At 73.8% G+C, this 19,898-nt stretch carries 19 protein-coding genes; 8 read left to right on the plus strand and 11 right to left on the minus strand.

Annotated features, from left to right (window positions below):
- Positions 1-119: 119 nt before the first annotated feature.
- On the minus strand, positions 120-1,097 hold the full coding sequence (locus tag MTQ10_RS13990) for an alpha/beta hydrolase (RefSeq protein WP_247467009.1): 978 nt from the start codon (positions 1,095-1,097) through the stop codon (positions 120-122).
- A 202-nt stretch (positions 1,098-1,299) separates the two neighbouring features.
- Between MTQ10_RS13990 and MTQ10_RS13995 the strand changes: the two genes are divergently transcribed.
- From MTQ10_RS13995 to MTQ10_RS14015, 5 genes are all read left to right on the plus strand, one after another.
- Positions 1,300-1,761, plus strand: coding sequence for a MarR family winged helix-turn-helix transcriptional regulator (locus MTQ10_RS13995; RefSeq protein ID WP_247467013.1), 462 nt, complete (start codon positions 1,300-1,302; stop codon positions 1,759-1,761).
- Between the two features lie 76 nt (positions 1,762-1,837).
- The gene (locus MTQ10_RS14000; protein ID WP_247467015.1) at positions 1,838-2,332 is read left to right on the plus strand and encodes a MarR family winged helix-turn-helix transcriptional regulator; all 495 of its coding nucleotides are present in this window, start codon (positions 1,838-1,840) and stop codon (positions 2,330-2,332) included.
- Positions 2,333-2,506: 174 nt separating this feature from the next.
- The gene (locus MTQ10_RS14005; protein WP_247467032.1) at positions 2,507-2,881 is read left to right on the plus strand and encodes a DoxX family protein; all 375 of its coding nucleotides are present in this window, start codon (positions 2,507-2,509) and stop codon (positions 2,879-2,881) included.
- Positions 2,878-3,342, plus strand: a complete 465-nt coding sequence (locus MTQ10_RS14010; RefSeq protein WP_247467035.1) for a peroxiredoxin — start codon at positions 2,878-2,880, stop codon at positions 3,340-3,342. The genes MTQ10_RS14005 and MTQ10_RS14010 overlap by 4 nt, the downstream gene beginning before the upstream one ends.
- A gap of 102 nt (positions 3,343-3,444) precedes the next feature.
- Positions 3,445-5,931, plus strand: coding sequence for an ATP-binding SpoIIE family protein phosphatase (locus MTQ10_RS14015; RefSeq protein WP_247467039.1), 2,487 nt, complete (start codon positions 3,445-3,447; stop codon positions 5,929-5,931).
- A 41-nt stretch (positions 5,932-5,972) separates the two neighbouring features.
- Here the strand turns inward: MTQ10_RS14015 and MTQ10_RS14020 are convergent, their stop codons facing one another.
- Positions 5,973-6,839 (minus strand): oxidoreductase, encoded by an 867-nt coding sequence (locus MTQ10_RS14020; RefSeq protein ID WP_247467042.1) that lies wholly within the window; start codon positions 6,837-6,839, stop codon positions 5,973-5,975.
- Between the two features lie 169 nt (positions 6,840-7,008).
- On the opposite strand from MTQ10_RS14020, the gene MTQ10_RS14025 reads away from it, so the two are divergent.
- The gene (locus MTQ10_RS14025; protein WP_247467045.1) at positions 7,009-7,869 is read left to right on the plus strand and encodes a helix-turn-helix domain-containing protein; all 861 of its coding nucleotides are present in this window, start codon (positions 7,009-7,011) and stop codon (positions 7,867-7,869) included.
- Positions 7,870-8,174: 305 nt separating this feature from the next.
- Here the strand turns inward: MTQ10_RS14025 and MTQ10_RS14030 are convergent, their stop codons facing one another.
- From MTQ10_RS14030 to MTQ10_RS14040, 3 genes are all read right to left on the minus strand, one after another.
- Positions 8,175-9,203, minus strand: coding sequence for an LLM class flavin-dependent oxidoreductase (locus MTQ10_RS14030; RefSeq protein ID WP_247467048.1), 1,029 nt, complete (start codon positions 9,201-9,203; stop codon positions 8,175-8,177).
- Between the two features lie 215 nt (positions 9,204-9,418).
- Positions 9,419-10,615 (minus strand): glycoside hydrolase family 64 protein, encoded by a 1,197-nt coding sequence (locus MTQ10_RS14035; protein ID WP_247467051.1) that lies wholly within the window; start codon positions 10,613-10,615, stop codon positions 9,419-9,421.
- 216 nt (positions 10,616-10,831) lie between these two features.
- The gene (locus MTQ10_RS14040) at positions 10,832-11,452 is read right to left on the minus strand and encodes an L-threonylcarbamoyladenylate synthase (RefSeq protein ID WP_247467055.1); all 621 of its coding nucleotides are present in this window, start codon (positions 11,450-11,452) and stop codon (positions 10,832-10,834) included.
- Positions 11,453-11,622: 170 nt separating this feature from the next.
- On the opposite strand from MTQ10_RS14040, the gene MTQ10_RS14045 reads away from it, so the two are divergent.
- A complete protein-coding gene (locus tag MTQ10_RS14045; RefSeq protein ID WP_247467057.1) occupies positions 11,623-13,134 on the plus strand; it encodes a PucR family transcriptional regulator in 1,512 nt (503 codons plus the stop codon).
- A 122-nt stretch (positions 13,135-13,256) separates the two neighbouring features.
- On the opposite strand, the gene MTQ10_RS14050 is transcribed toward MTQ10_RS14045, so the two are convergent.
- From MTQ10_RS14050 to MTQ10_RS14075, 6 genes are read right to left on the minus strand one after another with little or no spacing between them, the layout of a single operon-like run.
- Positions 13,257-14,483: a cytochrome P450 family protein gene (locus MTQ10_RS14050; protein WP_247467060.1), complete on the minus strand. Its 1,227-nt coding sequence runs from the start codon at positions 14,481-14,483 to the stop codon at positions 13,257-13,259.
- A complete protein-coding gene (locus tag MTQ10_RS14055; RefSeq protein WP_247467063.1) occupies positions 14,480-15,718 on the minus strand; it encodes a cytochrome P450 in 1,239 nt (412 codons plus the stop codon). The genes MTQ10_RS14050 and MTQ10_RS14055 overlap by 4 nt, the downstream gene beginning before the upstream one ends.
- Positions 15,715-16,332 (minus strand): GTP-binding protein, encoded by a 618-nt coding sequence (locus MTQ10_RS14060; RefSeq protein WP_247467065.1) that lies wholly within the window; start codon positions 16,330-16,332, stop codon positions 15,715-15,717. Before MTQ10_RS14060 ends, MTQ10_RS14055 begins: the two co-directional genes overlap by 4 nt.
- On the minus strand, positions 16,307-16,666 hold the full coding sequence (locus MTQ10_RS14065; RefSeq protein WP_247467069.1) for a DUF742 domain-containing protein: 360 nt from the start codon (positions 16,664-16,666) through the stop codon (positions 16,307-16,309). The genes MTQ10_RS14060 and MTQ10_RS14065 overlap by 26 nt, the downstream gene beginning before the upstream one ends.
- Positions 16,663-17,082 carry a roadblock/LC7 domain-containing protein gene (locus MTQ10_RS14070; RefSeq protein WP_247467072.1) on the minus strand — a complete coding sequence of 140 codons (420 nt, stop codon included), beginning with the start codon at positions 17,080-17,082 and terminating at the stop codon, positions 16,663-16,665. The genes MTQ10_RS14065 and MTQ10_RS14070 overlap by 4 nt, the downstream gene beginning before the upstream one ends.
- Entirely contained in the window at positions 17,079-18,569 is a 1,491-nt protein-coding gene (locus MTQ10_RS14075; protein ID WP_247467075.1) for an ATP-binding protein, read from the minus strand. Before MTQ10_RS14075 ends, MTQ10_RS14070 begins: the two co-directional genes overlap by 4 nt.
- Positions 18,570-19,182: 613 nt before the next feature.
- Between MTQ10_RS14075 and MTQ10_RS14080 the strand changes: the two genes are divergently transcribed.
- A complete protein-coding gene (locus MTQ10_RS14080; protein ID WP_247467077.1) occupies positions 19,183-19,584 on the plus strand; it encodes a hypothetical protein in 402 nt (133 codons plus the stop codon).
- The last annotated feature ends 314 nt before the right edge of the window (positions 19,585-19,898 follow it).

A 19,898-nucleotide genomic window follows, 5' to 3' on the forward strand; every position in this document is an offset into this window, starting at 1 on the left:
GTCCGGCCGCGTGCGTGGTGACGCCCGGCGGGCCGACAAATCCCAAACAGGACAGTCGAGACGTCAGTCAGGCGAGGGGTCAGACCCACCAGCGGCGTCACCACGTCACATCCTCACTGTCAGGCGTCGTGCAGTGCCTTGCGGAGCACCGTGACCGCCTGGGTGATGGCCGCGTCCGCGGCCTGGGTGCCGCGCAGGGCGTTCAGCATCACGAAGTCGTGGATGATGCCCTGGTAGCGGGTGGCGATCACCGGCACACCGGCCGCGCGCAGCTTCTTCGCGTACGCCTCGCCCTCGTCGCGCAGGACGTCGGCCTCGGCGGTGATGACCAGCGCCGGCGGCAGCCCGGCGAGCTGCTCGGTGGTGGCCCGCAACGGGGACGCGGTGATCCGGGCCCGCTCGTCCTCGCTGGTCGTGTACTGGTCCCAGAACCACTGCATGCCGTCGCGGCGCAGGAAGTAGCCGGTCGCGAACTCGTGGTACGAGGGCGTGTCGAAGCTCGCGTCGGTGACCGGGTAGAACAGCACCTGCTGCACCAGGGGCACGTCACCGCGCTCCTTGGCCATCAGCGTCAGCGCGGCGGTCATGTTGCCGCCGACCGAGTCACCGGCGACCGCGATACGGCCGGCGTCCAGGTTCTTCGCGGCGCCTTCCCGGACGATCCACTGGGCCACCGCGTAGTTCTGCTCGATCGCGACCGGATAGCGGGCCTCGGGGGAGAGGTCGTACTCCGGGAAGACCACCGCGGCCTGCGCACCGACGGCGAGTTCGCGCACCAGGCGGTCGTGCGTGTGGGCGTTGCCGAAGACCCATCCCGCGCCGTGGAGGTACACGATCACCGGGAGGGTGCCGGTGGTGCCGGCCGGGCGGACGATCCGGGCCCGCACACTGCCGGTGGGACCGCCGGGAACGGTCACCCACTCCTCGTCGACGTCCGGCTTGTCGATCTCACCGGACTGCACTTCGTCGACCGCCTTGCGGCCCTCCTCCGGAGCCAGATCGAACAGGTACGGCGGGTTCGCCGTCGCCGCGGCGAACTCCGCCGCTGCGGGCTCCAGGACCGGGCGGCTGTCGAAGTTCTTGCTGGTCTCGTTCATGAGGGACTCCTCAGGTGCGGGCCGGGACATCTCGGTCCCGGCGGCCCGTGCCGGCCTGTCCGCCGGGCACGCCAATAAAGTAGCGCACGATTAAGTCGTGCGCAACTGAATCGGAGGCGACTTAGTCGGGAACGCTGAACACGGCTACGCTGGCCGGACCGCACGCCGTCCACCGCGAGCCGCGACGACAGGGAGCCACGACATGCCGACGGAACCCGGCACCACCGCCGAGGACTACTCCTTGCTCCTCGAGGACCAGCTCTGCTTCGCCCTGTACGCCGCCTCGCGCGCCGTCACCGCCCGCTACCGGCCGCTCCTCGACGAGCTGGGCCTCACCTACCCGCAGTACCTGGTCATGCTGGTGCTGTGGGAGCGCGAGCCGCTGTCCGTGGGCGACATCGGCGCCGCCCTGCAACTGGAGTCCAGCACCCTGTCCCCGCTGATCAAACGCCTGGAGACGGCCGGTCTGGTGGTGCGGCGGCGAAGCCCCGACGACGAACGGTCCGTCGTCGTCGCCCTCACCGGCAAGGGTCGCGAGATGCGGCAGCAGGCGTGCGCGGTGCCGCCGGTCATCGGCGACGCCATGGGGCTCACCGCCGAGCAGCGCGGGACCGCCATGGAACTGCTGCGCACGCTGACGGCCGGTGTCGCCCGGAGCGAATGAACGGCCGCTCGGTACCGGACATCGCCCGGCGCGCGACAGTTGATTGCGTAACGCAACGAGATGGTAGCGTTGGCGCATGCCGACCTCCCCGCCGTCCGCCGTCCCCGGAGCCTCCCCCGAGGTGGCCGAGATCGAGCGGGCGCTGAGCCGCATCACCTACCTCAGCACCCGGGCACGGCAGCACGAGCGTCTCATGGACCGCGCGGGCGTGCCTCTCGACCGCGCCGCCGTCGCCCTGCTGCGCCAGGTCGCCGACGCCGAGCCCCTGCGGCCCGGGGAACTCGCCCACCGGCTCGGCGTGGAGGCCTCCCACGTCACCCGCACCGTGCAGCAGTTGTGCCGCGCCGGGTACGTCACCCGCGTGCCCGACCCCGACGACGGCAGGGCCCAGCGCATCGAACTGACCGACGCCGGCCGCGATGCCGTCCGCCGCATCCGCGCCGCCGGGGTGCGCGGCATGCAGGCCGCGCTCGCCCACTGGACGCCCGAGGAGCTGGCCCGGCTCGCCGGCCTCTTCCACCGCATGGTCGACGACTTCCTCGCCCACGCCGCCGCCGCGGACACGGACTGACGCCTGCTTCGAGGGCTTCGGAACTTCGGGGCTCCGGGGTCCGGGCGGGCTGCGCCCGCCTTTGGGACCGGGGCGGTGCGGCCGGGTGCGCGCCGTGGACCACCCCGGCCACCGAACGGCATTTACCGTCCAGTAATATCGCGCGCCTGGCCGTCGCCCCCACCGGGAGGACCCGTGTCCCGTCGCTCGCCTCTGTTGCTCGCCGGCCTGCTGGCCGCCGCGGGCGCCGCCCACTTCGCCGTACCCCGGCAGTTCGACGCGATCGTGCCGCGCTCACTGCCCGGCTCGCCCCGCGCCTGGACCTACGCCAGCGGCGTCGCCGAGCTGGCCCTCGCGGCCGGTGTGGCCCTGCCCCGCACCCGGAGGGCAGCGGCGCACGCCGCGGCCGGGTTCTTCGTCGGGGTCTTCCCCGCCAACGTCAAGATGGCCCTGGACTGGCGGGACCGCCCCGCCCCGCAGCGCACCGCGGCCTTCGCCCGGCTCCCGCTCCAGCTGCCGCTGGTGCTGTGGGCCCGCAGCGTCGCCCGTACCGCGCAGGGCACGGCATGAGTGCGCCGCAGCCCGGGGACCGCGTCGAGGACTTCGCCCTGCCCGACGAGACCGGCACCGTCCGCACCCTGTCGGAGTTCCTCACCGACGGGCCGGTCGTCCTCTTTTTCTACCCGGCCGCCCTGAGCCCCGGCTGCACCGCCGAGGCCTGCCACTTCCGTGATCTCGCCGCCGAATTCGCCGCCGTCGGGGCCCGCCCCGTCGGCATCAGCGGCGACGCCGTCGAACGGCAGCAGGAGTTCGCAGGCCGGCACGGGCTCGGCATCCCGCTGCTGTCCGACCCCGACGGCAAGGTGCGGGAGCTGTTCGGCGTACGGCGCGGCTTCTCCCTCGCCCCCACCCGGCGCGCCACCTTCGTCATCGCCGAGGACCGCACCGTTCTGGAGGTCGTCCGCAGCGAGCTGCGCATGAACACCCACGCCGACCGCGCCCTCGCGGCGCTGCGCGACCGCCGCGGCTGACCCGTCCCGCCCCCGCCGCCAGGGGCCCCCGGGGCCCGGCGACGGGGGCGTGCGGCATCCCGCGTGGTTGATGCCGCCGACGGATGGGACCATCCTGGCGATATGGAGCAAGTCGCCGCCGCCGCGGTCGTCGACATCCGAGGTGTCGTGACCGGATGGAGCGACGGCGCCCGGCGCCTCACCGGCTACCCCGCCCAGGAGGTCGTGGGCCGTGCCGTGCGCGAGCTGATCGCCGGACCCCCGCCGGGCGGGTCGCTGCGCTCACCGGCCGGCACCCTCGTGCTGCGGCACCGCGACGGCGGTGCCGTACCCGTGCGGGTCCGGACCTGCCCGCTGCACGGCGCCGACGGCAGGCCGTACGCCTACGCCGTGACCGCGGAGCCGGCCCTCGCGGCCGAGTCCCCGCCCGGCGCCCGGCCGTCCGCCGACTCCGAGCCGTCCGCCGGCGCCGAGCCGCCCACCCGTACGGAGGCCTCCCCGCGGCCCGACGCGGCACCCCGCCTCGACGCGGCCCCCGGCCCCGCCGCGGCCACCCGCCCCGAGCCGACCCTGGCCGGGCAGGCCTTCGAGCAGGCGTCGATGTCGATGTCCGTCTTCGACACCAGCCAGCGCTACCTGCGCCTCAACGCCACCGCCCGGCGGATCCTGGGCGTCGCCGAGGAGGAGGTGCTGGGCCGCGCCTACCCCGGCACCGTCGACGACACCGAACGCAGCCCGGAACTGCTGGAGCGGCTGCGTGAGGTCACCGAGACCGGCTTCCCCGTACGGTGCGAGCACTCCGTCCGCACCCCGTCCGGCATCCGCGAGCACGCCTGGAACATCGAGATGTGGCCGGTCCGCGACACCACCGACGACATCGTCGGCGTGGCCCTCGCCGCCTTCGACAGCACCGGCCAGCACCGCGCCCGGCGGCGGCTGGCCCTGCTCAACGAGGCCGCGACCACCATCGGCACCACCCTCGACGTGGTCCGCACCGCCGAGGAACTCGTCGACCTGGTCGTCCCCCGGTTCGCCGACTTCGTCAGCGTCGACCTCCTCGACTGGGTGCTCGGCGGAGAGGAACCCCCGGCCACGGACCCCGAGGACGCCGTCCTGCGCCGCGTCGCCCACGGCTCCGCGCACCCGGGCACCCCGGAGGCCGCCGTCCACCTCGGCGACACCGACGTCTACCCCCCGAACTCCGCCCCCGCCCGCGCCCTGCGCGAGGCCCACGCCGTGCTCAGCGGCGCCGGCGACCCCGACTTCCACCGGTGGGTCGCCGAGCGCAACATCCGCGCCCCCGGGGGCCGCCCCTACCGCGAATCGGCCCACTCGGTGGTCGCGGTGCCGCTGCGGGCCCGCGGCATCACCCTCGGTGTCGCCGTCGCGGTACGCACCACCCAGCCCGAGCCGTACGCCGAGGACGACGCCGTCCTCGCCGAGGAGGTGGCCAGCCGGGCCGCCGTGTGCATCGACAACGCTCGCCGCTTCGCCCGGGAACGCGGCACCGCGCTCGCCCTGCAACGCAGCCTGCTGCCGCGCGGACTGCCCGGCCAGTCCGCCGCCGAGGTCGCCCACCGCTATCTGCCGTGCGGCTCCTTCGCCGGGATCGGCGGCGACTGGTTCGACGTCATCCCGCTCTCCGGCAGCCGCGTCGCCCTCGTCGTCGGCGACGTCGTGGGCCACGGCATCCCGTCCACGGCGACCATGGGCCGGCTGTGCATGGCGGTACGCACCCTCGCCGATGTCGACCTGCCCCCGGACGAACTCCTCACCCACCTCGACGACCTCGTCACGCACCTCGCCGGCGACGGCGTCTCCGACGGCGGGGAGGTCGCCGAACTCGGCGCCACCTGCCTGTACGCCGTGTACGACCCCGTCGACCGCCGGCTGTGCATGGCCGCCGCCGGACACCCCGCCCCGGTGATCGTGCTGCCCGGCGGGACGGTACGGCTCGTCCCCATGGCCGCCGGGCCACCGCTCGGCGTCGGCGGCCTGCCCTTCGAGGCGACCGAACTCCAGCTGCCGGAGGGATCCCTCCTCGCGCTCTACACCGACGGCCTCGTCGAGCACCCCGAGCGCGACGTCGACCGCGCCACCGAGGAACTGTGCCGCGCCCTCGCCGCACCGGCCCGGAACCTGGAGGCGCTGTGCGACACCGTGCTCAAGGCGGTCCTGCCGGAGGACCCCGTCGACGACGTGGCCCTGCTGCTGGCCCGCACCCGCGCGCTCGGCGAGGACCGCGTCGCCACCTGGGACGTGCCCCCCGACCCGGCGCGCGTCACCCACATCCGGCAGGCGGCCGTCGAGCAGCTCGCCGACTGGGGCCTTCAGGAGGCCGCGTTCGTCACCGAGCTGGTCGTCAGCGAACTCGTCACCAACGCCATCCGGTACGGCACCCCGCCCATCCGCCTCAGGCTGATCCGCGACCGTGCCCTGATCTGTGAGGTGTCCGACGGCAGCCCCACCTCACCGCACCTGCGGCGCGCCCACGCCTACGACGAGGGCGGCCGGGGCCTGCTGCTGGTCGCACAGCTCACCCAGCGCTGGGGCAGCCGGCAGCTCGCCGGCGGCAAGACGATCTGGGCCGAGCAGCCCCTGCCCGAGTGACCGGCCCCCGCCGGCGCCCTCACCCCCCGCCGCGTACGGGCTCAGTTCGCCCCGATGGTGTCCAGCTCGGCCAGCGCGTCCTCCGGAAGCGTCAGCGCCGCCGCGGCGATGTTCTCCCGCAGATGCTCGGGGGAGGAGGTGCCGGGGATCAGCGCGATCGCCGGGGAGCGGTGCAGCAGCCACGCCAGGGCCACCTGCTGCGGGGACGCCTCCAGCCGCGCGGCGACCTTGCTCAGCGTCTCCGACTGCAGCGGAGTGAAACCGCCGAGCGGGAAGTACGGCACGAACGCGATGTTCTCCTGCTCGCACCGCTCCAGCAGGGCCTCGTCGCGGCGCACCGCCAGGTTGTACAGGTTCTGCACGGTGACCACGGGCGCGATCCGGCGGGCCTCGTCGAGCTGCTCCACGGAGGCCGCGCTCAGCCCGAGGTGCCGGATCAGACCCTTCTCACGCAGCTCGGCCAGCGCGCCGAACTGCTCGGAGACGGGCTCCCGGTTCGGCGTGTCCTGGTCGCCCAGCCGCAGATTGACCACGTCCAGCGCGTCCACGCCGAGGTTGCGCAGATTGTCGTACACCTGCGCCTTGAGGTCCTCCGGGTGCCGGGACATGATCCAGGACCCGTCCGCGCCGCGCCTGGCGCCCACCTTGGTGACCAGGTGCAGACCCTCCGGGTAGGGGTGCAGCGCCTCACGGATGATCTCGTTGACGACGACCGGGCCGTAGAAGTCGGCCGTGTCGATATGGGTGATGCCGGCCTCGACCACGGCCCGCAGCACCGCCACGGCCCGTGCGCGGTCCCGCGGCGGGCCGAAGACGTGCGGCCCCGCCAGCTGCATGGCGCCGTAGCCGACGCGGGTCAGCGTCAGGCCGTCGGCGGGAGTGATCGTTCCGGCGAGTGTCACGGACATGCTGTGCCTTTCGTGCCTTTCGGGATCCGTCGGCGGGAGCCCCCCTGCGGGGCGGCTCCCGCCGTGCACCACCCACCGTGCGCCCGCCGCGCGCGGTACGGCAGTACCCCGCCGTTCCTGGGAGTGACAGGACCAGCCGACCCCGCGCGGCACGCCGTACGGTGGGGGCATGGACGGTTCGAACGCACTCGGCGAGTTCCTGCGCGCCCGCCGCGCCCTGGTGCGGCCGGAGGACGTCGGACTGCCCGGCGGCGGGCTGCGCCGCGTGCCCGGGCTGCGCCGCGAGGAGGTCGCCCTGCTGGCGGGCATCAGCTCCGACTACTACCTGCGCCTCGAACAGGGCCGCGACCGCAACCCCTCGGCCCAGGTGTTGCAGGCCGTCGCCCGCGTGCTGCGGCTCGACGCCGACGCCACGGCCCACCTCCTCGGGCTTGCCCGCCGGCGGTCCGAGGCCGGCGCCCGCCCCGGGCGGCTCACCGAGCAGGTGCCGGCGAGCATCCGGCAGCTCATCGACACCTGGCCGCGCACCCCCGCCTATGTGCAGAACCGGTACACCGACTGCCTCGCCGCCAACACCCTCGCCGCCGCGCTCTCCCCGAACTACCGGCCCGGCGTCAACCTGCTGCGGGCCGTGTTCCTCGACCCGGCCGAACGGGCGCTGCGCCGGGACTGGACGGAGCTGACCGCCGAAGGGGTGGGGGCCCTGCGCGCGACCGCCGGAGGCGACCCGGACGATCCCCGGCTGCGCGACCTGGTCGGCGAGCTGTCCCTGCACAGCGAACGCTTCCGCACCCTGTGGGCCCGCCACGACGTACGGCCCCGGCGCGGCCGTGTCAGCCACCTGGCGCACCCTCAGGTCGGCGAACTCGACCTCCAGTCGAACAAACTGAGCATCGACGGCACGGACGGACTCACGCTGGTCGTCTTCCACGCCGAGCCCGGCAGCCGGAGCGCCGAGCTCCTCGACATCCTCGGCAGCCTGACCGCCCCGCAGGAGGCCGGCGAACGCCGGCGGGTCGAGGAGACCTGAGAAGGGCCGGAAGAGCCGCGTGGATCACCACGGTGGGTGGAGCGTCCGCCGCCTGATCGACCGGGACTCCGGCGGCGCCGAGTCCCCGGCCGCGACGGGGGCACGGGACCCCGGTGTCCCGTCACGTTCGCGCGAAGGCAGCGACTCGAGCGGGAACGACGCCCGGCGGACCCGAGAACACCACGGAGTCCGCGACACCGGCACGGGGAGGAGCTCGGCAGACCGGTCCGGCCCGGACACCGACGGTCACACGCCCGCAGCGCCCCCCGGCATCCGTCCCGGCGGCAGCGGCCGTCGACGGCGGCTCAGCCGGCCGGTGTCCAGCCCAGCGCGGGCCCGAGCTTCGTCGCCATGTCGGTGAGGATCTGCACGTAGTCCTCGTGCCCGAAGGTGAAGGGCAGGGCGAAGGCGACCTCGTCGACCTCGCGGAACGCGGCGTGCGCGCGCAGCCGTTCCGCGATCTCCTCGGACGGCCCGACCAGATCCGGCGCGAACAGCAGCCGGCCCGGTCCCTGCGGCTGGGCGGTGCGCGGCAGCCGGCGGGCGGCGTACTCCTCGTAGCGGGCGCGCTGTTCGGCGGTCGCGGAGTCGGTGGGGACGACGACGAGACCCTGGGAGACCCGTGCCGCGTCCCCGTCGGGACGGGCTGCGCGGAACGCGCGGATCAGCGACCGCTGGATCTCCGCGAAGTCCCACGGCCCGTCCGGGTCGTCGGCCCGTACCACGTTGCTGGTGAGGAGGTTCAGGCCCTGCTCGCCCGCCCAGCGGGCCGAGCGCAGGCTGCCGGCGCCGTACCAGACGCGGCGGGACAGTCCGGGGGAGTGCGGCTGCACCCGGTCGGAGAAGACCTCGAAGCCCTCGGTGCCGGAGAAGTCGGTGACGGGCTTGCCGCGCAGGCAGTCCAGCAGCCGCTCGGCCCTCGCGTGCCCGAAGTCCTCCGCGTCGGCCGTGTCCGGGTACAGGGCGTTGCTCACCCGGTCGAAGTGGCCGGGCGGACCCACGCTCACGCCCGGGTTGAGCCGGCCGCCCGCCAGCAGATCGACGGTGGCCAGGTCCTCGGCGAGCCGCAGCGGGTTCTCCCAGCCCAGCGGGATCACCGCCGTGCCGAGCGCGATCCGGCGGGTGCGCTGCGAGGCAGCCGCCAGCACGGCGACGGGGGAGGAGATGCCGTACTGAAGATGCCGGTGACGCACCCAGGCACTGTCGAAGCCGAGCCGCTCGCCCAGCTCGATGATCTCCAGCGTGGACTCGTGCCCGCGCCGCGGGTCGGCCTCGTCGAACAGGCCGATGGTCAGAAAGCCCAGCTTGCGCAGCGGTCGTGCGGTCGGCGGCACGGACACCTCCGTCGTCCCGGCACCCGAGTGCCGTCTCGCGGTACGACGACGATCGTACGGTCGGAGTACGGCCTGATCATTGCAGCGGTATGAAAACCTCCTCGTCGACCGGCGGATCGGTGTCCGCGGCCCGATGCGTGCCGGCCACCCGGGGCACCGTGACGGTGCCCCGGTGGGGCCGAACCGTGGCCTGCCGTACGGCGGTCGGCGCGGCCTCAGGCGAGCGGGTCGAGCGTCAGATAGGCCTGGCGCGGGTTGCCGTCGTGCACCAGCGACTCGTGGTTGCCGACGTCGTCGAAGGCGAACCCGTACGCCTTGCCGTCGGCCATCCGTTCGTGGATGACACGGGCGTAGTGGTTGGTCACCGAGTCCTTGTAGAAGGCCGACGAGGAGCTGTCCGGCTGGTTCGGGTTCACCAGCAGCGTGGACCGGTTGAAGCCCGCGCACAGCGTGCGCGAGATCGGGCCACGCACCTGGTCGTTGGGTGCGTCGAGCAGCTTGTGACAGCCGAAGACACTGTCGGCGTCCGGCTTCTGGAAGCTGGTCACCACCGCGCCCGAGGAGTCGGTGAAGTTCATGACGTTGCCGGCGACCCGCCCGAAGTACTTGGTGTCGGGCCGGTCCGCGAACGGGGTGACGGTCAGCGTCGTCGACGCGTACTTCTGCCAGACCCGGTTGATGTAGTCGTCCATCACCGAGGCCGGCAGCGCACCCGCCTCCACGCCGTGCCCGGGGGACAGCGCGCGCAGCACGGTGCCGTCGGAGCGGGTCTGGATCAGCCCGCCCCAGCCGCCCGGCTGGGCGCGCAGCGCGTCGAACACGCCGTTGTAGCCGCCCGGCTTGAGATGCCCGGTGGTCGTGGTGCTCCCGTCCGCGCGCTGCACGCCGACCGCGTACGGCGCCGAGAACATGTCGACCTGGGTGCTGTTCAGCCACAGCCCGTCGTTGTCGAGCGTGTACTCCGACCAGTTGAACAGGATGTCGTGGTTCGGGTCGCTCGGGTTCTGCACGGCGGGCTGCACGAGACCGCCCGTGGCGAGGCGGAAGTCGAGCTTGCGGCCGTAGGAGAAGTAGATCCGGCCCGACATCTTGGGGATGCGGATCGTCTTCGACTGGCCGGCCGCGGGGCCCGGTATGGACGCGTCGGGTGCGGGGACCGGCGGCACGCTGCCGGCCGGCCAGGGGTGGAAGGTGCCGTTCGCGTCGGCCCAGCCCTGCTGTCCGGTGGAGAGCAGTGTGCCGAGCGTGTACACGTACACGGTGTCACCGCGCCCGGAGTTGTTGGCCAGGGTCAGCGGGACGGTGTCGGGGACGGCTGCCCCGGCGGACGGGGCCTGGACGGCGAGTCCCGCGGCGACGAGACCGGCCGCGGCGGCCGTGACGAGCGACCGGCGTGTGAGGCGTGAGCGCACGCGCCACCTCCGTAGGGGGTGTGGGGGGTGCCCGGACCGGTTGGGGAGGGGTGGTCCGGACCAATTCTGAGAGCGCTCTCAGAGTGGCTGCGGGGTGCGTTCATGTCAATCCGGTGAACACAACATTTCACCGGTACGGCACCCGGGAGCACGGTCGGGAGCACGGCAGGGGCGACACGGCCGCCCCCGGCCGGGGGCCGCCGCGCCCCTCCCCGCTCACTCGAACCGGCTGGTGTCCCCCGCCCCGCGCCGTACGATCTCCGCCTCGCCCCCCGAGAAGTCGATCACCGTCGTCGGCTCGGTGCCGCAGTCACCGGAGTCGAGCACCGCGTCCAGCACATGGTCCAGCCGGTCCTTGATCTCCCACCCCTGCGTCATCGGCTCGTCCTCGCCCGGCAGCAGCAGCGTGCTCGACAGCAGCGGCTCGCCCAGCTCCGCCACGAGCGCCTGTGTGACCACATGGTCCGGGATGCGCACACCCACCGTCTTCTTCTTCGGGTGCTGGAGCATCCGCGGCACTTCCTTCGTCGCCGGCAGGATGAAGGTGTAGCTGCCCGGCGTGGACGCCTTCACCGCGCGGAACACGTCCTTGTCGACCCGTACGAACTGACCGAGCTGCGCGAAGTCCTGGCACACGAGCGTGAAGTGGTGCCGGTCGTCCAGATGCCGGATGGACCGGATCCTCTCCATGCCGTCACGGCTGCCCAGCCGGCAGCCCAGCGCGTAGCAGGAGTCCGTCGGGTAGGCGATGAGAGCGTCCTGACGGATGCTCTCGGCGACCTGGTGGATGGTGCGCGGCTGGGGGTTGTCCGGGTGCACGTCGTAGTACTTCGCCATCCGCCGAGCTTATGCCGCCGCGCCCGGCCGCGCAGGGCAGCCCCGCCGCCCGCCGTGCCCGCTCCGCGCCGCCGCCTCCCACGTGCGCCGATACGGTCCTGCACAGCCCGGGGCCGGGTGCGGTAACGTCCGCCCGGCACCGAGCACCACAGCACGAGGAGACGGCCGGCATGACCTGCCCAGCGGAGGGGACACCCGAAAGCGACCCGGCGTGGGCCCGGCAGCTCCTCGGGCACCTGCGGCCCGCGGGACGCGACACCGGCAAGGTCGTCGCCTGGCTCGCCGGTACCGTGCGGGGGACCGTCGCCCTCACCGACGCCTCGGGGCGGCTCCTCGCGGGCGAACCGGTCCCCGTCGACGACGCCCTCACCGACGACCTCGTCCGCGGCCGGATCGCCTCCGCCGCCTGGGACGGCCGGGGCCGGCACGTGCGGCTGGTCCGCGTAGACCTGCCGGCGACCCCCGGCGTGCTGACCGTCGCCCGCATCGCCCCCTTCGACCGCGAGGCCGCCGACGCCGTCACCCACACCGCGGCCGTCCTGGAGGTCCTGCTGCGGGCCCGCGGCTCCACCGAGACCGAGGACCGGCTGCGGCGGGCGGCGGCCGACCTCAGGCTGGCCATCCTTCAGCTCCTCATGGTCGAGGACACCGTCTCCGCGCGCCGTGTCGCCGCCGGGCTGTGGCCGGGACTCCTCGACACCGACACGGCCTGTGTGTACGTCGTCGAGGGCCGCGCCGAGGACCGCGACACCCTCGCCGACGAGTGCCTCGCCGCCACCGGGGGGCAGGCCCTCGTGGTGCGCTGCCCCGCCGTCGAGGCGCACGTCATCGTCGTCGCCCCCGACGAGCGGGCCGGACCCGCGCTGCGCGAGCTCGTCGAGCCGCGCCCGTACACCTACCTCGGCGGCAGCACCCGGCAGAGCCTCGCCCGCACCGCCGGCGCGTACGGGCAGGCCGTCAGCGCGCTCGCCGTCGCCCGGTTCCGCCCCGGCAAGGCTGCCGTCTACGCCGAACGCAGCCACCCCGAACGGCTGATGGACCCGGCTGCGCTCGCCGCCTGGGCGGACCGGCTGCTGCGGCCCCTCGCCGGGCTGCCGCACCACACCGGCGGCGAACTCCTCGCCACGACCCGGCTCGGTCTGGAGTTCACCGCCGTCAACGCCGCCAAGGTGCTCGGCGTCAGCCGCAACACCGTCCGCGCCCGGATGACCCGCACCGAGGCCCTGCTCGGCGCCGACTTCACCGACCTGGCCGCGCGGGCCGCCGTCCACCTCGCCCTCAACACGCGCGCGTGCCCACCCGAGGAACCGGCACCGGCCGGCGACGAGGCACCGACCGGCACCGCCGGGCTGACCGCGCTGCTCGCCGGACCCGCCGTGCAGGTGTGGGCCCGCGATCTGCTGGCCCGCCTGAACGCCGACAGCCGTGATCTGCGCGGCACCCTGCGCGCCTGGATCGCCGCCGGCGCCAACGCGGAGCGGGCCGCGCAACGGCTCGGTGTGCACGCCCAGACCGTCCGCGAGCACGTCCGCGCCGCCGAACCCGTCCTCGAACGCCAGTTGCTGTGCGGCGGCGGCGACCTGTACGAGGTCGTCCTCGCCCACCTGGCCGTCGGCGACCTCGCACCGCCCGCCCTGGGCCCGGAGGAACCGGGCGATCGGGACCGACCTGTGCACAGGTGAGTCCGGCGGCCCGTTCGCCGGGCACGGACACGGTTCACAGCCGGCCAAGCGGACGCGTAGGTTCGACACGCAGCCGCAGGAGCCCGACCGGAACGGGGGTCCGGTCGCGCTCCTGCCGCGCCTCAGCCCCGCAGCCGCACCGGGATCTCCCGCCAGCCGAACGCGATGAACGACGGCACCTGCTCCAGCTCCTCCCGCTCCAGCCGCAGCCCGGGGAACCGTTCGAACAGCGCGGGCAGCGCCGTCAGCGCCTCCATCCGGGCCAGCGGCGCGCCGATGCAGCGGTGCACCCCGATCCCGAACGCCAGATGGTCGTCCGCGCCGCGCGCAGCGTCGAACACGGCCGCGTCCGCGCCGTAGTGCTCGGGGTCCTGATTCGCCGCCGCGTACGTCGTGATGATCGCGTCACCCGCCGGGATCGTCACGTCACCGACCTTCAGGTCCGTCACCGCGAACCGCAGCGGCAGCGACGCGATCGACGGATGCACCCGCAGCGTCTCCTCGACCACGCCCTCCCAGGAGACCTTCCCCTCGCGCACGGCGGCCAGCTGCGCCGGGTCGCGCAGCAGCGCCACGACCGCGTTCCCGATGAGATTGACGGTCGTCTCGAATCCGGCGCCGATGACCAGCAGCAGCGTGTACAGCAGCTCCTCGTCGCTGAGCCGGTCGCCGTCCTCGTCACGCACCCGGATCAGCTCGGTCGTCATGTCGTCGCCGGGGTTCTCCCGCTTGTACGCGATGAGCCCGCCCAGCACCGTGCCGATCTGCTCCTGCACGAACGCGGCGTGCTCGGGGCTCGGGTCGGAGGTGTCCATGATCGCGGCGACGAGGCGGACGTTCGCCTCCCGCATGTCCTCCGGCACACCGAACAGCTCGCAGATGATCCGCATCGGCAGCTCGTGCGCGAACAGCGCCTTCACATCGACGACCTGCCCGTCCGCACCCGCCGCCTCCACGTCCTGGAGGAGCTGCGCGGTGATCTCCTCCACGCGCGTGCGCAGCGCCTCGGTGCGCCGCTGCGTGAAGCTGGGCGCGACCAGCTTGCGCAGCCGTGTGTGGTCGGCGCCGTACGTGGACAGCATGTTGATCACACCGACCCAGCCGAGGATCCACCCCCACGAGGGGTGCTCGCCGACCTCGGGCCACAGCCGCCAGTGCTGCCGGGGGTCCTTGCTGACCCGCGGATCGAGGATCAGCTCCTTCAGGGTCTCGTAGCGGGTGGGCGCCCAGGCGGGTATCCCGCCGGGCAGCTCCACGGGGACGATCGGGCCGAGGTCGCGCAGCCGGGCGCTCTCGGCGGGGATGTCGGCGCCGAACGGGTCGATGGCGATGCGGTCGGTCACGGTCACGTCGGATCTCCTGCCAGGTCGATGGTGCGAGGGCTGAACCGGACGGGCAGCGCGGTCAGCGAGCGGTGGAACGGGCCGGGCCGCCACGTCAGCCGGTCACGCGGCACGACCGGCTCCAGGTCGGGCAGCCACTGGGTGAGCCGTTCGATCGCCTCGGTGGCGATCAGCAGCACGTGCTGCTTGACGGGGCAGGTGTGGGGGCCGGCGCCCCACGACAGATGGGAGGCGTCGCCGGGGTGCCGCACGCTGCCGTGACGCTGCTCGGACTCACCGGCCAGCGCCCCGAACGCCACCACGACCGGCACCGCGGCCCGCAGCCACACTCCGTGGAACGACACCGGCTTGCGGGCGTAGTACACGCCGTAGTTGGTCAGCGGTGTCTCGTGGTGCAGCACCTCCACCACCGCGTCCATCACCGGGCGGGCGCCGCTCGTCAGCGTCGAGTAGAAGGTGGCGTTGCCGAGGATGCGCGACAGCGCGTTGGAGACCAGGTTCGCGGTCGGCTCGTACCCGGCGCCGAGGGTGAGGAACACCTGCCAGGTCACCTCGTCGGGGGTGAGTCCCGCCGGGTGGTCCAGCAGCCGGCTCGGCAGATCGTCGCCGCGCTGCTCCGTCTTGGCGGCGATCAGCTCCAGTACGTACCTGCCGTACTCGGCCTCGCCCTCGGCGGCCTGCGCGCCGCCCTCCATCATCTTGCCCAGCCCCTGGTTGAGCCGGTCGCCGTAGCTGTCCGGCAGGCCGAACAGGTTGTTCAGCACGAGAGCCATCAGCGGGCGGGCGAACTCGCCCACCAGATCGGCCTCGCCGCGCGGGCCCATACGGGAGACCAGCACCCGCACCGCCCGGTGGACACGGGCCCGCAGGTCGTGCGGCTCGACCATGTCGAACACGTCGATCAGCGCGGTGCGGTAGCGGATGTGGGCGTCGCCGTCGGCGAACAGCGCGTTGGGCCGCCACCGCATCATGCCGAGGACGGGGGAGTCGTCCGCGACGGTCGCCTCCCAGGGCCGGGGGTCGTGCGAGAACGTGCTGTCGTCGCGCAGCACGTCCAGCGCCGCCTGCCGGTCGGTGACCAGATAGGCGGGCACACCGGGCGCCAGCTCGGCCCAGCCGACGGGCCCCTGGGCGCGCAGGGCGGCGTAGTAGCGGTCCGGGTCGCGGGCGAAGCCGTCCTCCCACAGGCGCACCGGCGCCGAACGGGAGAACGCCTCCTGGGCTGAGAGTTGGGTGGTCACACGGACTCCGGGGCAGCGGCGGTGTTCTGACGGTCGATCAGGTGCTGGACCAGGGCGAGCAGCGCGTCGATGGAGGAGTTCGCCTCCCGCGCGTCGCAGGTCACCATCGGGGTGCCCGCCTCCAGGTCGAGGGCGGCACGCAACTGGTCCGGTGTGTAGTGCCGGGGCGCGTCCGGGAACGCGTTGAACGCCACCGCGTACGGCAGCCCGGACTCCTCGACCAGCCCGAGCACGTCGAACGAGGCGTCGACGCGGCGGCTGTCCACCAGCACGAGCGCGCCGAGAGCGCCGTAGGCGATGTCGTCCCACAGCGGCCGGAACCGCTCCTGGCCGGGCGTGCCGAACAGATACAGCACGATCCCGTCGGGCAGGCTGATCCGGCCGAAGTCGACGGCGACGGTCGTCGTCGACTTGTCGCGTATCCCGTCCAGATCGTCCACCTGCGCGGACGCCTCGGTCAGGTGCTCCTCGGTGTGCAGCGGCCGGATCTCCGACACCGAGTCGATCAGCGTGGTCTTGCCCACCCCGAACGGGCCCGTGATGAGGATCTTCACCAGATCGCGGGCGGTGTCCGGCAGGTGGATGCGGCTAGTGCTTGAGGGCGCGGAGGCCATCGGCCACTCTCTTCAGCAGGTCGGGGTCGAACCGTTCGGCGGGCGGGATCGGCGCGCGGGTCACCAGCAGGTCCCGGTCGACGAGTTCGGCGGCGATGACACGGACGGCGGAGAACGGCAGCCGCAGCAGCGCAGCCGCCTCCACCACCGTCAGCGTCCCGTCGGCCAACTCGTCCAGCAGCGCCAACTGCGCGGGGGACAGCCCGTCGGGCACCGGCCGGCCGCTGAGCATGAGCAGCGACAGCCGCTCCAGCCGCAGCCGGGGGTGCCGGGCCGTGCCCCCCGTCGCCAGATAGGCGGGGACCAGGGGGCGGCCGCCCGGGCGGGCGGTCATACGGGCGCGCCGTCGGCTCCCCGGGGCGCGGCCACCATCGCCTTCTCGGCAAGCCGCGCCACCTGCGAGTGGACCCGGTGCGCCAGCAGATCCAGGCGCACCTCGCTGTCGCCGTACGCGGCGACACAGGTGCCGTGGTCGGTCGGCACGATCAGCACGTACCCGTGGTCGGACTCGATGACCACCTGGCGGATCTCCGCCCGGTCGGCGTCGGCGAACGCGGCGGCGGCCGTGCGGGCCGCGCCCTGCACGGTGGAGGTGATCGCCGCGACCCGCTCGGCGGAGGGCTGGGAGAGCGCGTCGGTGTATCCGGTCACGAGTCCGTCCCGCGTCAGCAGGACGGCCGCCACCACGTGCGGCACCTGCAGGATCGGCTCCAGCACCCATGCCGTGTCACCCGTCTCGCGGCTGGTCATCGAGCCGTCTCTCCTTCGTTCTCGGTGTCGTTCGTCGGTTCTGCGGTCTCGGGTGTGCTTCCGGCGCGGGCCGCGGCGGTGCCGGACTGGAGCGCGCCCAGCGCTGCCGCCGCCCGCTCGGGGGGCTGCGGGGCGACACCCCGCGGCGCGGGCACGTCGGCTGCGGCGGCGGTCGTCGGGGTGCGGCGCCTGCGCCTCGGCAGGCCGCCGGTGTCCCGCCGGTCGTCGTCGTGCGCGGGTACGTCCCCGGAGGCGGCGCCGGGGAGTTCGGTGCCGTAGGCGTGCACGGGCGCCCCGGAGACCGGCAGTGCGGGGACGGCGCGGGCGCCGTCGGCGGGGGCCGCGGGACCCGTGTCGTCGGGCGCGTCGGCGGCCGGTGCGCGGACGGCCTGTTCCGGCTGGTCGGGTGCGTTCTCCCGGGTGGAGCGGGGGGCGCTCACCGCGGGCGGCCGTTCCGCCGGGTCGATGTGGCTCAGCAGATGCTCGGCGACCCGCAGCACCGCGCGGACACCGCCGTACGGCGACGTCGACGAGACGTCCACGGTCAGGTCGAACTGCCGGGTGAGCTGCCCGATCGCGGCGAGACCCATGCGCGGCGGGTCCCCGAGGTCGGTCAGCAGGATCGGGTCGCGTCCGGCCACCAGACGCTGGGCGCGCTCCCGTTCGTCGCGGGTCATGCCGACACCGGCGTCGTCCACGGTGACGCACACGCCGTGGTGGACGTGCTCCAGGCTGACGATGACCTCGGTGTCGGGCGCCGAGTGCCGCAGCGCGTTGTCGAGCAGCTCGGCGGTGATGATGGCGACCGGCTCGACGGCGTGGGAGACCAGGGCGGTGCCCGGCCGGAGGTGGTTGTGCACGGACACCCGGCGGAAGCCGGCGAGCCGCGACTGTCCGCCGGTGACCGCGTCGACGAGGTGGGACTCCTCGCGGGCGAGTCCCACCCACGCCCCGCAGACCACGGCGGCGACCTGCGCGCGGCGTAGCGACTGCTCGTTCTCGTGGTCCAGTTCGAACAGCGTCTGAGCCAGCTCGGGGTCGTCGTAGCGCTGTTGGAGTCCGCGCAGCGCGTCCTGCAGCCGGTAGAGCGCGGCCTGGATCTCGCGGGTCGCGCCGCGCATGCCGGCCTGGGCCGCGGCGTCCACGCGGACCTGCTGCGCGGCGAGTTCGACCCGCAGGGCCTGGAGCACACCGTCCAGGGCGTGCCCCAGGGGCGATCCGGCCGTCTGCGGATGCAGGGGGCCGGGCACCGTGACGTGCGGGTGGGCGAGGGCGCGCGCCGCCGCGGGCAGCCGCCTGGCGGCCAGATGCTCGACCTCGGCCGTCAACGCCCGCAGAGTTTCGTCCAGTCGGCCGCGCAACGCGGCGGACTCCGCCTGCTGCCGCGCCAGCCGGCGCCGCGAGTGCAGCAGACCGCCGCCCAGGGCGAGCGCGGACAGCGTGCCGGCGGCGAGACCGCCGGCCACCAGGTCCGGTAATTCGATCATGAAACGGTTCCAGAGGGCAGGGGGGTGCGGGAGGGGCCCGTGGAGGGGCGCCCGGAGCACAGTACACACCGTCATCGACCGATCTCGCACGGTCGGGCGAGACTTCGCTCCGAAAGTTTTCGTCTTGGGCCCACTTCTGCGTCATGTGTCGGAAATGCCGTGCACGGAACGTGAGTTGAGCGCGGACGCGGATTCCGGTTAGGGTGCCGCTCGGCCGCCCGGTGATCACGGCGCGGCCGTCGTCCGCGCTCTCGTCGCAGGGCTCGTGCACCCGTGACCGTCCCTTGGCCGCCGTGCAGGTCCAAGACGGCGGGCGCGGGTTCTTGTGCGCCGAGGCTCGGGCGGCGTGTCGCATCGCACCGGTGCGCGTGGCGCTGTCCGCAGGCCTCGCGGCCGTCGCGGAAATCGTGGGATCTCCGACCTCTGCCGGGAGTTCTGTCGTGGAGCGGTGGCGGGCGTCGGGGCGGTGTCCGGCCCCCGGCACCGAGAACGCGATGTGAAAGTCTGATGAACATTCTGTCTGGTGGCGCCGAACGGGGGATGTGCTCACTCGCCCCGGTGACCGCCGGCATCCGGTGCGCATCAGCGTGGCGCCCGAGGCGTTTCCTCCGGCATGAAGCCACCTGTTCCCGACCGGCACGGCACGCTCCGCGCCCGCATCGAGCCGGCCGACGGCGGGCTGTGGAGCGGGACACCGATCTACGCCGGACTCGTCAGGGAGTGGCGGGCCCGCGGCCGTACCGTGCCCGCGCGCCCGGACACCTTCCGCCTGCCCGCCGTGGCCGAGGCCGGGTACTCCTCCGTCGCGGCCGAGGCCGGGCGCCCTTCCGCTGTGGCCGAGGCTGTCCGTCCCTCCGGTGCGCCCGAGGCCGGGTACGCCTCCGCCGCGGCCGACCTCGTCCGCCCGTCCGGCGTGGCCGATCCGGTGGGCTCGGCCGCTGCCTCCGAGGCCGTCCGCGTGCCCGCTGTGCAGGACGATCCGCGCGCCCGCCGCGGCGGTGACGAGACGCCGTAGCCGGCTCGGTGCCACGCGGCGCGAGCTGCCCGACCCGTCGGACGGTCGCGGCCAGGCACACCGCGGCGGACCCATGGGCTTGGGCGCGTCCTCGGCCGGGGCGCCCGGGTCGTCGGCGGCGCAGCCCGCGCCGGCGGCCGGTCCGGGGGAGCCGACGGCGCGCCTGAACCCGAAGTACCCGTTCGACACGCCTGACAGTGAGGATGTGACGTGGTGACGCCGCTGGTGGGTCTGACCCCTCGCCTGACTGACGTCTCGACTGTCCTGTTTGGGATTTGTCGGCCCGCCGGGCGTCACCACGCACGCGGCCGGAC

Source organism: Streptomyces sp. XM83C, from assembly GCF_023072675.1.
GTDB classification, from domain to species: domain Bacteria; phylum Actinomycetota; class Actinomycetes; order Streptomycetales; family Streptomycetaceae; genus Streptomyces; species Streptomyces thermocoprophilus.